At 36.3% G+C, this 14760-nt stretch carries 13 protein-coding genes; 3 read left to right on the top strand and 10 right to left on the bottom strand.

The window, feature by feature from the left end; genetic code table 11:
* Window positions 1-122: 122 nt before the first annotated feature.
* Together H2O64_RS02560 and H2O64_RS02555 are read left to right on the top strand one after the other, a co-directional pair.
* Window positions 123-1217, top strand: coding sequence for a Nif3-like dinuclear metal center hexameric protein (locus H2O64_RS02560; protein ID WP_187560566.1), 1095 nt, complete (start codon window positions 123-125; stop codon window positions 1215-1217).
* A gap of 2 nt (window positions 1218-1219) precedes the next feature.
* Complete coding sequence (locus H2O64_RS02555; RefSeq protein ID WP_187560565.1) at window positions 1220-1999, top strand: zinc ribbon domain-containing protein; 780 nt, start codon at window positions 1220-1222, stop codon at window positions 1997-1999.
* A 37-nt stretch (window positions 2000-2036) separates the two neighbouring features.
* On the opposite strand, the gene H2O64_RS02550 is transcribed toward H2O64_RS02555, so the two are convergent.
* Window positions 2037-2840: a class I SAM-dependent methyltransferase gene (locus tag H2O64_RS02550; protein WP_187560564.1), complete on the bottom strand. Its 804-nt coding sequence runs from the start codon at window positions 2838-2840 to the stop codon at window positions 2037-2039.
* A gap of 122 nt (window positions 2841-2962) precedes the next feature.
* Between H2O64_RS02550 and H2O64_RS02545 the strand changes: the two genes are divergently transcribed.
* Window positions 2963-4903: a T9SS type A sorting domain-containing protein gene (locus H2O64_RS02545; RefSeq protein ID WP_187560563.1), complete on the top strand. Its 1941-nt coding sequence runs from the start codon at window positions 2963-2965 to the stop codon at window positions 4901-4903.
* 476 nt (window positions 4904-5379) lie between these two features.
* Here H2O64_RS02545 and H2O64_RS02540 read toward each other — a convergent pair whose 3' ends face one another.
* The 9 genes from H2O64_RS02540 to H2O64_RS02500 form a co-directional block, all read right to left on the bottom strand.
* Complete coding sequence (locus H2O64_RS02540) at window positions 5380-6927, bottom strand: peptide MFS transporter (RefSeq protein ID WP_187560562.1); 1548 nt, start codon at window positions 6925-6927, stop codon at window positions 5380-5382.
* Window positions 6928-7041: 114 nt separating this feature from the next.
* Window positions 7042-8181 carry a hypothetical protein gene (locus tag H2O64_RS02535; RefSeq protein WP_187560561.1) on the bottom strand — a complete coding sequence of 380 codons (1140 nt, stop codon included), beginning with the start codon at window positions 8179-8181 and terminating at the stop codon, window positions 7042-7044.
* A gap of 109 nt (window positions 8182-8290) precedes the next feature.
* Entirely contained in the window at window positions 8291-9379 is a 1089-nt protein-coding gene (locus tag H2O64_RS02530; RefSeq protein ID WP_187560560.1) for an amidohydrolase family protein, read from the bottom strand.
* A gap of 236 nt (window positions 9380-9615) precedes the next feature.
* A complete protein-coding gene (locus tag H2O64_RS02525) occupies window positions 9616-10200 on the bottom strand; it encodes a hypothetical protein (RefSeq protein WP_187560559.1) in 585 nt (194 codons plus the stop codon).
* Window positions 10201-10379: 179 nt separating this feature from the next.
* The gene (locus tag H2O64_RS02520) at window positions 10380-11168 is read right to left on the bottom strand and encodes an SDR family oxidoreductase (RefSeq protein ID WP_187560558.1); all 789 of its coding nucleotides are present in this window, start codon (window positions 11166-11168) and stop codon (window positions 10380-10382) included.
* A gap of 329 nt (window positions 11169-11497) precedes the next feature.
* A complete protein-coding gene (locus tag H2O64_RS02515; RefSeq protein WP_187560557.1) occupies window positions 11498-12943 on the bottom strand; it encodes an aldehyde dehydrogenase in 1446 nt (481 codons plus the stop codon).
* Between the two features lie 9 nt (window positions 12944-12952).
* Window positions 12953-13357, bottom strand: coding sequence for a RidA family protein (locus H2O64_RS02510; protein WP_187560556.1), 405 nt, complete (start codon window positions 13355-13357; stop codon window positions 12953-12955).
* A 252-nt stretch (window positions 13358-13609) separates the two neighbouring features.
* Entirely contained in the window at window positions 13610-13921 is a 312-nt protein-coding gene (locus tag H2O64_RS02505) for a GIY-YIG nuclease family protein (protein WP_187560555.1), read from the bottom strand.
* 124 nt (window positions 13922-14045) lie between these two features.
* Window positions 14046-14594 (bottom strand): DUF1697 domain-containing protein, encoded by a 549-nt coding sequence (locus H2O64_RS02500; protein ID WP_215907111.1) that lies wholly within the window; start codon window positions 14592-14594, stop codon window positions 14046-14048.
* Between the last annotated feature and the right edge of the window lie 166 nt (window positions 14595-14760).

The following is a 14760-nucleotide window of genomic DNA, read 5'->3' as shown; positions in this document are numbered from 1 at the left end:
CTTCCATAAAATAGTTCGTAAGCGTCAAAATAAATTCGTAAGCGTTATAAAAAGTGTGCTTTTCTATGTTTATGACCTGTTTTTCTGATCTGAATTTTTATATTTGAATAAAAGCGCAAAAAATGATCGTTCAAGATATTATTTCACACATTGAAGAATTATGTCCACTCGCCTACGCGGAAGATTTTGACAATGTAGGTTTGCTGGTTGGTTCAAACACGCAAGAAGTTTCGGGCGTATTGATTTCATTGGATACACTTGAAAATGTGGTGGATGAAGCTATTAAAAATAAGTGCAATATGATTGTGAGTTTTCATCCAATTATATTTTCTGGTTTAAAAAAGATTACTGGAAAAACCTATGTGGAACGTGTGGTGTTGAAAGCGATTAAAAACGACATTGCTATTTACGCGATGCACACAGCGCTTGACAATTCGTGGAATGGTGTCAGCGATCGTATCTGTGATGAATTAGGCTTGACCGATAAATCAATTTTAATTCCACAAAAAGGAACGATTAAAAAACTCATTACGTTTGTACCAAAGAAAGATGCTGAAACGCTGCGCAATGCTTTATTTGCCGTTGGCGGAGGAAGTATCGGAAACTACGATCATTGTAGCTTTAATATAGAAGGTTTGGGAAGTTTTCAAGGAAATGAAGCTTCAAATCCGACAGTTGGCACAAAAGGTAAAACACATTTTGAAGAAGAAATTCAATTAGGAATCACGTTTGCGAAACATTTAGAAGGTACTATTATCCGAACACTTCATGAAAATCATCCGTATGAAGAAGTTGCGTATGAGATTACAACCTTAGAAAACACCAATCAACATATTGGTATGGGCATGATTGGTTCGCTAAAAAAACCAATCACTGAAATGCATTTCATGACGTTGTTAAAGACAAAAATGAACGTTCCGGTAGTAAGACATTCGGCTTTATCAGGAAAAATGATTCAAAAAGTGGCTGTTTTGGGTGGAAGCGGCAGCTTTGCCATTGAACATGCCAAACGTGCAGGCGTAGACGCGTATGTCACGGCAGACTTGAAATACCATGATTTTTATAAGGCAGAAGGACAGTTAATTTTAGCTGATATTGGACATTATGAAAGCGAGCAGTATACAAAAAATCTTTTATTTGAGTATCTTACGAAAAAAATTCCTAATTTTGCGTTCATTTTATCAGCAGAAAATACAAATCCAATCAAGTATTCATAGATATGGCAAAGAAGAAAGAAGTTACGGTCGAAGAAAAATTACGCGCGCTTTTTGATTTACAGTTAATTGACTCTCGTGTAGACGAGATTAAAAATGTAAGAGGAGAACTTCCTTTAGAAGTAGAAGATTTAGAAGACGAAGTAGCTGGATTAAATACAAGACTTGAAAAGTTCAATGGTGATCTTGATCAAGTTGATGTAGACATTAAAAGTAAAAAGAATATTATTGAAGAGGCTAAAGCCTTAATCAAAAAATATACAGAGCAACAAAAGAATGTTCGTAACAACAGAGAATACAACGCTTTATCTAAAGAAGTTGAATTCCAAGAGTTAGAAATGCAATTGGCTGAAAAACACATCAAAGAATTTAAAGTTTCTATTGATCAAAAGAAAGCTGTCATTGCACAAACAAAAGAACGTTTAGACGAAAGACAATCTCACTTGAAGCACAAGAAAGCAGAATTAAATGCAATTCTTGAAGAAACAAAAAGAGAAGAAGAATTCCTTTTAGGAAAGTCTGAAGAGTTCGAAAAATTAATTGAAGAAAGATTATTAGCAGCGTATAAGCGTATTCGTCACAATGTACGTAACGGTTTAGCAGTTGTAAAAATTGAAAGAGGTGCTTCTGGAGGTTCGTATTTTACAATTCCACCACAAGTACAAGTAGAAATTGCTTCTAGAAAGAAAATCATCACAGATGAGCACAGTGGTCGTATTTTAGTTGATCCAGCTTTAGCTGATGAAGAACAAGTAAAAATGAATAAACTTTTTGCTAAGTTTTAATTCCAAAAATATATCCATACAAAAACCTCGCTACGTACTAGCGAGGTTTTTTTGTGGCTTTTAGTTCGTATATCAGCGGATACAATTTATCTTTAGTTTCGTATAAACCTGCTGAGTTTTTAATTAAATCGGGCAATACATCGTACGGAGACGCATCGTGTTCTTCAAATAAGTCTATGGTCAATCCTGCGTTTATTAATGCGCTAATTACTTCGCCAAAACCGTGATTCCAAGCGTATTCTTTACTCACCATTTTTGTTTCTCCATCTTCAGCGTACGTACCTTCATATTCTTCGTAAATCACTTCATCTTGATTGTAAGCATATTTTAACGTTGGCGGCGTTTCTAAATAATTAAACATCCACACTATCGGATGAAATTCTACCATATAAAACGTTCCACCTTCGTTTAAACGTGAAGCGATAATTTCTGCCCATTTATTCAAATCGGGCAACCAACCAATCACACCATAACTCGTAAATACAATATCAAACGTATCGGTTACATGATTGTTTACATCATACACATTACAACTATGAAATTGCGCATCTAAATTCAGTTCTGTATTTAACGATTTTGCAAGTTTAATAGCTTCATCTGACAAATCGATTCCTGTTGCTTTTGCGCCCATGCGAGCCCAACTCAAGGTATCTTGTCCAAAGTGACATTGCAAGTGTAATAATGATTTCCCTGTTACATTAGGGAAGCGATTCAATTCGTATTTCATCAATGATGACTTGCCACTTTTAAAAGATTCCATTGCGTACATGTCACTTTTTGCGTGAATAGCGACCTTTTTATTCCAGGTTTCTTTGTTTATTTTGAAATAATTACTGTCCATTTTGTCGGTTTTTTATGCCTTTTATCGTATAATTGTTGTTGAATTTGATTCACTACCACAATTGTAAGGAATTTAATTTAATTGCACCCAAAATAAATCTTACTTAACAAACATAAATGACTATGAAGAAAACTACTTTTCCTATATTCAAAAGTATTTTTGCACTTTTTTTAATGATAAGTGCCACAGGTTTTGCTCAAAATGTAGATGTGATCCTTACGGTAGATTGGCCACAATGGTCCACCGAAAATAAAGTTGAATTCTACGATCCCGCTGGAATGCTATTGGTAACAATCGACAATGGTTTTGACGGAAGTGGTTCTGCTGTAAATCCTTATAATGAAACTACAACTGCGGTAAGTTACCCTATAAATAGTAGTACAACTGCTGGATATTACGTAATTGTATATGACACGTATGGAGATGGCTGGAATGGTGGTGGAAACCTAACTATTACTGCTGACGGAGATACAGCCTTGGCATTTGACGGAACTTTTGATACTTCTGCTACAAATTCTCAAATTTCACAAACAATTTACTTTGCTATAGAAGAAGCTGCACCGCCACCACCACCTTTTCCTGGAGTTTCTCAGTTTGATACAAGTGGAAACAACTATATTGAATACATTCCTGGAAACATGCCAATCATTATTTCTGCACCACATGGTGGAGTACTACAATCTGGACAAACCATTGGTGGAACTTTTTATCCAGATAATGACAGTGCGTTACCAGATAGGAATTGTGGTGGAAGCGTTGAAAGAGATGATAATACAGAAATTTTAATTCGTGAAATACAACAATCTGTATTTGACCAAACTGGATGTTATCCGTACATTATTATCAGTAACTTACATAGAAGTAAACTAGATCCAAACAGAGAACAAAATGAAGCAACTTGTGGAGACGCAGATGCATTGTTTTATTGGAATGCATTTCATAATTTTATCGATGATGCAAGTACAGATGTAATGAGCAAATGGGGAAAAGGTTTGTATATAGATTTACATGGACAAAGTCATACAGTTCCAAGAATTGAAGCTGGATACAACATTTCTGCTTCTGATTTAAATAATACAACTGCAAATCACTTAAACGGAGTTTCCAACTCTACCATTACAAACTTAGTAAGTACTAATTTAGGTGGATTGACACAAGAAGAATTGGTTCGTGGACCAAATAGCTTAGGTGGAATTTTTAGAGATACTGGCGGTGCTTTTTACAACGCACAAGGATATTCTGGTTGTGGTGTATCTTCTGGTTACCGTACAGTTCCTAGTGATTTTGACCAAGGTAGTTCTGATGCCTGTGATGATACACGTCCTAATAGCAATCAATACTTTGCTGGAGATTACTATAATAATATGCGTCACGGATCTGGACCAACTGCAAGCGATGGACTTGGCGGTGGTGGAACTATTGATGGAATTATGACCGAAGTAAACCGACGTGTACGTGACTTAGGAACCTACAACGGAAACTTTTTCGATAGCCGACCACAAACTTTAGTTCCGTTTGCAGATGATTATGCAACAGTGATTAAAAATTATATTGATTTGCATTACAATGATTTTGCAGCGTTTACCTATAGTACAAGTACATACGCAATGGACGATCCTGATCCAACACCAACAAGAACAACTGGTGTAACAGGTGTATTTACAGCAACGCCAGCAGGATTATCAATCAATGCTACTACGGGAGAAATTGATTTATCAATGTCTACAGATGGTTTATATACAATAACACATACTGTTGGCGCATGTGATTTATACAGTGCTTCAACACCTATGACAATTACAAATACATTGAGTACGCCTGATGTATCAGAAGCTACTTTTGCATTGTATCCAAATCCAACAACTGGAAACCTACAGATTGAGTCAACACAAACAATTTCAAAAGTAATTGTGTACAACTTAATTGGACAACAAGTAAAAACTTTTGAAATGCAAGCGGGTCAAAAATCAATTGATATTTCTAATCTAAAAACAGGGAGCTATTTCATTAACCTACAAAGTACAACTGGAAATAGCTATACAAAACTTATTGTGAAGAAGTAATTCGGATCAAAAATTAGTGCTAAATCTTGAAAAAGCCTCGCAATTGCGAGGCTTTTTTGATTTTGATATCTTTTACACATAGTCAATTGATTCTCAAAATATTAATATCTTTTATTGATCTTACAAAAAAGATATCTATATATTCATAGTCGCTACAATTCACGGAATTGTAGGATACAACATTATTTTTTCACTTCTTTCCTCAGTACTTTTGAACCATTGCCTTGAAATAGAAAGTATTACTAGAAACACATATTCGAAACTTATTGTGAAGAAGTAATTCTGATTAAAGTAAATAGTTAGTTAATATCTTTTAAAAGCCTCGCAAATTGTGAGGCTTTTTTGATACTATAAAATTACATCTCGACTGCGCTCGATGTGACATTGAGTAATAAAAAAAGACTGCTTAAAAAAGTTGTCATTGCGAACAGCGTGAAGCAATCTATTTCTTTTAAAAGCAGTCTTCTCATTTTTGATTAATGAACGCCGCTCATCAACCTTTTAATAAAAGGTGATATCATCATGACCAATATTCCAATAACAGCTGTTAATACGCCAAAAACAGCATATACAGACACATATTGATACAATTGTTCAAATGCTGCTCCGTTGGTTCCTGAAAAATTGGGTGTCAATCCTGTAATTGTTTCTGTGATTTGCCCAAAAATTCCGCTTGCAAACATGTTTTCTTCTGTTTCCGAAACTGTGGTTAGTTTGGCAATCTTCCCAGCAAAGAAATGCCCATAGAAAGAAGCCGAAAAGAACACGCCCATAATGAACGCTAAATATTTCTTTGGAGAAAGTTCCGTCATTTTAGACAATCCAATCGGAGAAATACACAATTCGCCCACGGTTAAAATCAAATAACCCACAAATAAATACCACATGTCCGTTTTGGCAAAGGCATCTACCGAATTGGCAGACATGGCAAATACAATAAATCCAAGTCCTAAAAGGAACAATCCTAATCCTGCTTTGATAGCTGAATTCGGGTTTTTATTTTTCTTGATTAAAACGGTCCACAACCACGAAAACGGAATTGCTAACAGAATGATAAATCCAGAATTGATACTGTTGGTTTGTGCCGCGTTCAATCCGACAAGGTTAATATTCCGATCTGCAAAAAGTGTCAAGGAACTTCCAGCTTGTTCAAAAATTGCCCAAAATAAAGCCATTAAAATGGTAAAATATGCGGTGACTAATAATCGCTTTCGCGCGATGGTTCCCACAGAACGATAAATATAAATCATCATTCCTGTAATCGCGATTGTGGCAATCCACACGATATAATGTTCGTATTGATTAAACTTGACAATTATTGCAAATACAGGAACTGCCAAGAATGCGCCAAGTGTTACTAATTGTCCTTTATTTAAACCCAGAAACTTCTCGTTGTACACTTTCTGATCAGGCACATTTCCTTTGTCTTGAAATACATTTTTATTTGTTCCACGATAGAAATAGAACAATCCTAATAACATTCCAAATCCTGCCAACATAAAGCCATAATGCCAACCATACACTTCTGCAAACCAAGCGCATAATAATGGAGCAACAGCGCCACCAATGTTGATTCCCATGTAAAATATGGTAAAGCCAGAATCGCGCCGTTTGTCTTCTTCATTATACAAAGCACCGACAAATGTGGAAATGTTTGGTTTAAAAAATCCGTTCCCGACAATAATCAGCGCCAACGAACCGTAGAAAAATACAGGCAATTCTATCGTTAAGAAAAAATGTCCCAACGCCATCAAAATTCCGCCAAGGAAAATTGCTTTTCGATACCCAATATAATGATCGGCAATAATTCCACCCAAAACTGGTGTTACATATACTAATGACATGTACGCCGCAAAAATCCCGATAGACATATCATCACTAAACAATAACTGTTTGGTCATGTATAAAATCAGCAAGGCTTTCATTCCGTAGAACGAAAAACGCTCCCAGAGTTCAGCAAAAAACAAGTAAAATAATCCTTTTGGATGTCCAAATCGAGTATCGGAAGCAGTAGCAGATGACATTGTATTTAAAATTAATTAGAATACAAATGTGTGCTTCCTATGCTTCAGACTAAAGTGATGTCGTTAAGTATAGTAAAAAATAATAAGTTGTGCGGATTTGTGTCTGAGACACAATTAATTACAAATAGCTTTATATTGATCATTTTCAACACTCTGCACGAACTCATGCAGCAAACCTTCATCAATCGTGATGTTTTCCGGAATCATCCGCAATCGGTATTTTCCTTCGCCTAAAAACGTAAATAAGTCCCTACGTTCGAGTTGTTGATGTGTTTCGAGTTGTAAAATTTCGTTGATATTTTCAATGATACGCGTCAGGTAGGTTTGGTTTTTTATTTCGCCACCAGCACTGACCAAAATACTTTGCAAATCGCCAGTTCCATGTGCGCGACGAATGGCAAACTTTAATAGGTTTTTATATTGTGTGGTTTTTGAGCCAAAATCTACTTGTGCATTGTTGATGTTTTTGGATGGAATACTGAGTTGAATCAACGACCAATCTAAGAATTTAAGGCGCATTTCGTTTGGTCGCGGCGTGTTTGCCAATTGAATTACCCAACTTGTCGCCAATACTAAAAACAAAGAAATCAACGAAGTTTTTGCGATAATCTTGATGAGGTTTGTGGTGAACTCATCATTAAAACTCAGAAATACTTCAGGCAACTGTGACACAAAAATTAAAATCATGATGATCACAGAAATCATTGCAACTGTCTTTAAGCCACGATGTACAAAGGTTTTATAAAATGAAATTAAGAGTAAAAAACATAAAAATCCTGACAAAACTAAATCGGGAATTGCATTGAGTTTAATATTGTGATAAATATTATCATTTCCATACACACTTGACATCAATAAGGTAATTGAAGTGACTGCAATGATGATTCCGACAATGATTTTTACATTTTTGGTATTGTTGTAGATGAATTTTGGTGCGTAATAAAAATAGAATAACGCTAAGAGTAAAAACAAGTTATTGACAATCGATAACAGATTCACACCAACTTGATACGTCATGGTTTCGGAGAACTCAAATCGCTGTGAAACGTACGCCCAAATTCCGGAAACTACCCAAACAAACATGGCAAGACTTAAGTATAACAATCCACTATCTACCCGTTTTTGCGAATCGTCTTCTTCTAAAATTTGACGAAATCGCTTCCGAATATTCGAGTAAATTGCCAATAACAAAATCGCTCCAATAAAGGAAATAAAAATATGTGCTAGGTTATGAAATTGCGCTACATCGGTCATTTAAAAAATATAATTAATGAATTGAAAGATTGAAAGAACATGCTGTGATTACATTTTCAAATCGACACATTTTCAAATTAACACATTGTTACATTGATTAATTGTTACATTATTCATCACCAAGTATTTTACGAACCAAATCTTTCTTAGCTGCTTCATCTTCACCAAATAACCATCGAAGTACATTGTCTTCCCAAATGTCATCGTGTTGTTTTTGATCAATAATATCGCGTTCCATTGATAAATCGAGGAGTTTTCCAGGGTATGAAGATTGCGCATCACTTACCATTTCTCCTAACGGATACGGATCGTCTAATCCCATAATAATTTGCTTACTTCCCTGACGATCAACCATTAATTTAAAAGAATCTGTATCGTGTACCAAGGTATCAAAGTAAATATTTGGATGTCCAACAGCTTTTCGCGGATGTACTTTTCCTTCAAACAAATCTGGTCGTCCATCAAATCCTTGAATCCGTCGTCCTAAGTTCATTTGCGCCAATTGTCCACCGTGTGCAAAACACGTTCGGATATGCGGAAAACGTTCTTGCATTCCGTTTAAAGTATAAAAATGATACGCATCGCCACATTGTGCCAACATCCAAATTAAGTGAAAACGCCAGTTTACATTTTCTAATTTGATCATTTTGTCGCCATCATACGGATGAATTTCAATAGCGAGTTTGTATTTATTTGCCAATTCAAAAATTGGATCGTTTTCTTCGTCAAACACCGATCGCCACTGTCCTATAGAATCCATAAAGTGTGTTGGCAAGCATAAAACGCGCAAGCCGAGCTCTTCCACACAACGTTCTATTTCCCATAATGCACCATGTATAAACCCTGGATGCACCACAAATCCGCAGGTAAATTTTGAAGGATGATCTTGTTGTACTTTTGCATTAAAATCATTCTGAAAACGCAGCGCATGTTTCATCGCTTCCAAACGCAAACCATTTCCATAGAGTTGCGAAAGGTTTAAAATGACCGCATGATCAATTTTATTGAGTTCCATCCAAGCTAGCTTTTCATTCAAGAAAAAACTAGAGTCTGTCACAGGACGTTTCCAATCGTCTTGCAACATATATTTTCGTTCATCATCTACCCAAAAAATCTTTTTATCCTTCATAAACTGAGGGATTTGTTCTGGGTAAGGCAACAAATGTGAGTGTCCGTTTATACGCAGTTTTCGTTTCAAGGTGTTAGTTTTTTTGGCGTGATTTCAATTGCCTTTCGTTTCGACATAATGATTCCTGAGCGAAGTCGAAGGACAATCCTTCACACGTAATTCATTCTATAAAAATACTATTTCTTATAGAAATTGTGCTGTATTTAACGTTTTAATATAGGGAAGTTAAAAAAAAACATAGCCTTTACTCCTTTTTGAATCTTCAAAAGGAATAAAGGCTACTATAATATATGGTTGGTTGGTATTTAACTTATGTGAATCTCTGATTTTTTTCGAGTATTTTTCAACGTGATTGTATTGTCAAACTTATTTTGATAAGCAAATGCAGTTTCACGTCCTTGTTTTTGCGCTACCACTTTCACAGGAAATGCAAACGAAGCTGCATCTAAATCCAATTCGTGTGATTCAGCATTTTGACTGATGCCTTCAACTAATCCGCTAAACTCATTCGCTAGTTTTTCATTTAGAATGTAAAATTTACTAGCACCATTGTTTTTAACTATTAATGCTAATTCTTTACTTTCAAAACCTAACATTGGCTTTTTCTGAAGTGGAATTGCAAAACATGAGCTGTTTAATTTTACTACTTCAGTTGCGTTGTACAAATATCCTTCTTCATTTAAAACTGCCATCAATCGTCCGTGAGTGTTCACAACTCCGCTTGATAAGTTTGAAATAGAAAGGTGTTCAACAGAACTTAACAGACGCTCAAATCCTTTTCCTATTTTGGAAATTGAGATACCGTTATTACTAGCTAAAGCACTACTAGGGAACATAGAGAGCGCACCTGCACCCATTACACTTGATACAATAAAGTTTCTTCTATTCATATGGTTAGTTATTATTTTGCAATGTTTTGCACATTGCTTACGTGTTTTTCAGATTGTTAATTTAAGACTTTTTTAACAAAATCGTGAATCAAATGTTAAAAAAATGCGAAGTCACGTATTTCTACCCTTAACGCTGTAAGATTTTAATTAACATGCTTATGCTTTTTACATACGTAAAATTACAATGACTTCGTTCTTCCACCATCCACAGGAACATTGATTCCGTTGATGTATGAAGCAGCTTCACTTGCTAAGAAAGCAATGGCATTTGCAATTTCTTGAGGCTTTGCAAAACGCTTGGCTGGCACCGCATTTTTCATCGCTGTACTTACCTCATCTTCTGTTTTACCCGTTTTTGCGGCTTTGTTTTTTATGATTTCTGTTAAACGTTCCGTAGCGGTTGCGCCTGGCAATACATTGTTTACCGTAATTCCAAATTGCCCTAATTCGTTTGATAAGGTTTTTGACCAATTAGCTACGGCACCTCTAATGGTATTGGAAACGCCCAAACCATCTAATGGTTGTTTTACAGAGGTAGAAATTACATTGATAATACGTCCGTAACCTGCATCTTTCATGCCTGCTACAACACTTTGCACTAATACATGATTGCATTTTAGGTGTTGCGTAAACGCACGCTCAAACTCGTCAAGTTTTGCATTGAAAACAGGTCCGCCAGCTGGTCCGCCTGTATTGTTGATGAGAATATGAAATGTATGATGTTCAGCAATGAATGCTACTATTTTTTTGCGCAATCCATCCGGATCTTGAAAGTCTGCTACGATGTAACCATGCGTTTGTCCTTTAGAAGTGTCTAATTCGCTTAACACATTTTTGAGCTTTTCTTCGTTTCTAGCGGTGAGTGTTACGTTTGCACCTAAAGCTGCTAGTTGTTGTGCTGTTGCTTTTCCAATTCCTTGTGTACTTCCGCAAACGAGCGCGTTTTTATGTTGTAAGTTGAGATTCATTTTTTGGTTGGTTGTGTGTGTGTTTTGTTGATTCGTTTTTTGTTATTCGTTATTTTGTTTACACTGAGCGGAGTCGAAGTGTTGATTTGCTTTTCCTCTTAACACTGCACTTTTAACTCTTAACTTTTTTGTTATTTGTTTTTGCTCTATTTGTCACATCGAGCGCAGTCGAGATGTAGTTTTAGCACAAAAAGTTCTCGACTGCGCTCGAACTGACAATTTAATCCTATTTTGATTTCAATAATACTCGACATGACATTATTATTAACTTTTAAAAAATTGACTAAAAAGTCTAAAAATCCAAAAATCTAACATGTCCAAAAATCTAATTACTTATACTTGATACATATATTTTTCGGTTCCGTGAAGAAACGTAATGCTTCCATGCCGCCTTCACGACCAACGCCTGAGTTTTTCATTCCGCCGAAAGGCGTACGCAAATCACGCATGAGCCACGTATTTACCCAAACGATTCCTGCTTCGAGTTTTTTAGCCATATTCATCGTGCGATTTAAGTTGTTTGTCCACAATGTTGCTGATAATCCATACCGAACACCATTTGCCATGGCTAAGACTTCTTCTTCTGAATCAAACGGCATCATCGTCACAATGGGTCCAAATATTTCTTCTTGATTCACGCGACATTGATCGGTTTGCACTTCAATCACCGTTGGTTCTAAGTAATATCCGTTTTCAGATCCTTCAACCACAACTTCATTTCCACCACATAAAACAGTGCCGCCTTCTTCTTTTGCAATGTCGATGTATGATTTTACTTTTTCCAAATGTGGCTTTGAAACCAACGCACCTATTTTCGTGGTTTCATCAAACGGATTTCCAACTTTTAAAGCTTTTACACGTGCCACAAAGTCCGTTTTGAATTTGTCATAGATGCTTCTTTCCACAAAGATTCGAGAACCACATAAACAGATTTGTCCTTGATTCGCAAACGACGAACGCACCGTAACGTTGAGCATTTCATCATAATCGCAATCCGCAAAGATGATGTTTGGATTTTTCCCGCCCAATTCTAGCGAAAGCTTTTTAAACATTGGCGCCGCAGTTCTGGCAATGTGTGCGCCAGTGGCAGTTCCGCCTGTAAAAGAGATTGCTTTGATGTTTGGATGCTCCGTAATGGCTTGTCCGGTAGTATGCCCCAAACCGTGAACGATATTTAAAACTCCTTTTGGCAATCCTGCTTTGGTGCAAATCTCACCTAATAGATACGCTGTCATCGGCGTGACTTCGCTCGGTTTTGCAACTACCGTATTTCCTGTCGCCAACGCTGGTGCAATTTTCCATGTAAAAAGATATAACGGTAAATTCCATGGAGAAATACAACCCACAACTCCGATTGATTGTCGCAAGGTGAAATTCATCGCGTTGTGTCCAATACTTTCGTGTGCTTCACTTGAAAATTGTGTGATAGCTTGCGAGAAGAATTTAAAGTTACTCGTCGCTCTCGGAATATCTATTTGCGTTGCTAAGCTTAACGGTTTTCCATTGTCCAGAGATTCTGCATACGCTAAGTCTGCTATGTTTTCTGCTATTAAATCCGCTATTTTACTAAGGATTCGACTTCGTTCGTCCAACGTTGTATTTGACCAACTTGGAAAGGCTGCTTTTGCTGCTTGATACGCCGCTTCTACATCTTCCGCAGACGAATTCGGAATCTGTCCGTAGATTTCTCCATTGGACGGATTGTAATTGTCAATCCATTCGTTGCTTTTGGGTGCAACGTAGCTTCCGTTTATATAGTTGAGAATCTTCTGCATTGTATCGTTTTATTGTTTTTGGTATGCCATTACTTTGATTTCCACTACCAAATCTGGATGTGGCAATTGATGTACCGCAACCGTCGTTCGTGTTGGGCCTGTTTCTTTGTCGAAGAATTCGCCATACGCTTTATTGTAGCCAGCAAAGTCATTCATGTTGACTAAAAACGAAGTGACATCCACCACATCAGCCAAACTTGCGCCTATACTTTGCAAGTTCTTTTCAATGTTTTTTAGGACTTCGCGCGTTTGCGTACCGATGTTTAAGTGTTTCGTGCCCATTTCGTCAATGATATCCACGCCAGCAATCGTATTATCTGGTCGTCGTGAACTTGTGCCTGATACAAATATAAAGTCGCCCACGCGTTTTGTATGTGGATATGCGCCTCTTGGTGTTACTTTTTTTTCTTGCATTACTCCTTGTTTATTTGTTGCTTGTTACTTCGCTTTGCTCAGTTTTTGTTGATTTGTTACGTCGCTTTGCTCCTATTGTTTATTCGTTATTTTGTTTACACAGAGCATTATTCAAATCTAATATAGTGCTTGAGCTTTGTCAGTTCGAGCGCAGTCGAGAACCTTGTAAATTACATGTATCTCGACTGCGCTCGATATGACAATTTTGATTCCATTATTAATACTCGATATGACAGCAGCTGCAATTTACTATTATTCTTTGTATTTAAAATGTGTTGCATTTCTACATTCTGATAATATTTGAAGCATATTGTTGTTTCCATCTATCAATGCTGCTTTCTTTTGACTACTCCATTTTTTAATTTTCTTTTCAAAATAGATTGCTTGTTCAACCTCATTGAATCCTTGTTGAAAAACTAATGCTAAAGGTCTTCTTTTATATGTAAAACATTCTCTGTTCAATCCTTCATGATGCTCATTTATTCTTCTTTCAAGATTGTTTGTCATTCCAACATAAAATAATTCATCTTTACATTTTAAGATATATACATAGTATGTTTTCATTGTTTTTTTGATTAAACACTTTGTCAGTTATTGCAAAGTCAAGAATCTATTAAGTTTTGATGCATCTCGACTGCGCTCGATGTGACAACTTCATTATATTTAAAATTTAGCATTTAACATTTATTTACTCCATCGCTTCCGCGAGATCTAACAATTTGTAAATCGTTTTCCAGTTTCTGGTGGTTGCTCGTATTTTGAGTTTACGCTCAAAGAAATTGTTGGTGAGTTTGGTGCGTCCAAAACCGCCTGGACAGTCTAAATAGATTTCTGAATTGATGATTTCGAAACGATCATCTTTGCTGTCAATTTCAATCGTTGTTGCTGAGGGAATTGTTGCTAAAAATGTAATTCCTTGTTTTGAAATGTCTGCTTCCGCAAATGGATTGTTAGCGATTGCCGTTTTCCATTGGTCAATTGTTTTTACCAACACAGGAACTTCATAATCGTATTGCTTTTTGATTGCTTCCGCGATTTGATTACCTAATTTTTCTTGATGTTGTTTCGCTGCTTTGAACACTACATTTCCACTTTGAATATAGGTTTGTACATCTGTAAAACCAAGTGTTGATAGTAACGTACGGAGTTCCGCCATGGGCAGTTTTTTACTTCCTGAAACGTTAATTCCGCGTAAGATGGCGATGTAAATCATGTTGGTTGGTTGTGTGCGTTTCAAAGATACATTTTTTGTTAGACTTGCTTAGATTTTTAGAGAATTGGATTTCTAGACTTTATATCTTTTAGTAGGATTGAACGTACATTTTAAAGGTATTTAAAAGCTTGTTATTAGCTTGCAGCTGTATTTCTTTAGTAAAAGGGAGCTTGTTGCAGGTCTGCAGGAA

It is taken from the genome of Kordia aestuariivivens, from assembly GCF_014397005.1.
Lineage (GTDB): Bacteria > Bacteroidota > Bacteroidia > Flavobacteriales > Flavobacteriaceae > Kordia > Kordia aestuariivivens.
The sequence above is the reverse complement of the archived record's forward strand: the minus strand, read 5'-3'. Positions and strand labels throughout refer to the sequence as shown.

Excerpts from the sequence above, each read along its gene's own strand:
- H2O64_RS02560 (WP_187560566.1), top strand. The coding sequence starts at position 123 with ATGATCGTTCAAGATATTATTTCACACATTGAAGAATTATGTCCACTC.
- H2O64_RS02555 (WP_187560565.1), top strand. The coding sequence starts at position 1,220 with ATGGCAAAGAAGAAAGAAGTTACGGTCGAAGAAAAATTACGCGCGCTT.
- H2O64_RS02550 (WP_187560564.1), bottom strand. The coding sequence starts at position 2,840 with ATGGACAGTAATTATTTCAAAATAAACAAAGAAACCTGGAATAAAAAG.
- H2O64_RS02545 (WP_187560563.1), top strand. The coding sequence starts at position 2,963 with ATGAAGAAAACTACTTTTCCTATATTCAAAAGTATTTTTGCACTTTTT.
- H2O64_RS02540 (WP_187560562.1), bottom strand. The coding sequence starts at position 6,927 with ATGTCATCTGCTACTGCTTCCGATACTCGATTTGGACATCCAAAAGGA.
- H2O64_RS02535 (WP_187560561.1), bottom strand. The coding sequence starts at position 8,181 with ATGACCGATGTAGCGCAATTTCATAACCTAGCACATATTTTTATTTCC.
- H2O64_RS02525 (WP_187560559.1), bottom strand. The coding sequence starts at position 10,200 with ATGAATAGAAGAAACTTTATTGTATCAAGTGTAATGGGTGCAGGTGCG.
- H2O64_RS02520 (WP_187560558.1), bottom strand. The coding sequence starts at position 11,168 with ATGAATCTCAACTTACAACATAAAAACGCGCTCGTTTGCGGAAGTACA.
- H2O64_RS02515 (WP_187560557.1), bottom strand. The coding sequence starts at position 12,943 with ATGCAGAAGATTCTCAACTATATAAACGGAAGCTACGTTGCACCCAAA.
- H2O64_RS02510 (WP_187560556.1), bottom strand. The coding sequence starts at position 13,357 with ATGCAAGAAAAAAAAGTAACACCAAGAGGCGCATATCCACATACAAAA.
- H2O64_RS02505 (WP_187560555.1), bottom strand. The coding sequence starts at position 13,921 with ATGAAAACATACTATGTATATATCTTAAAATGTAAAGATGAATTATTT.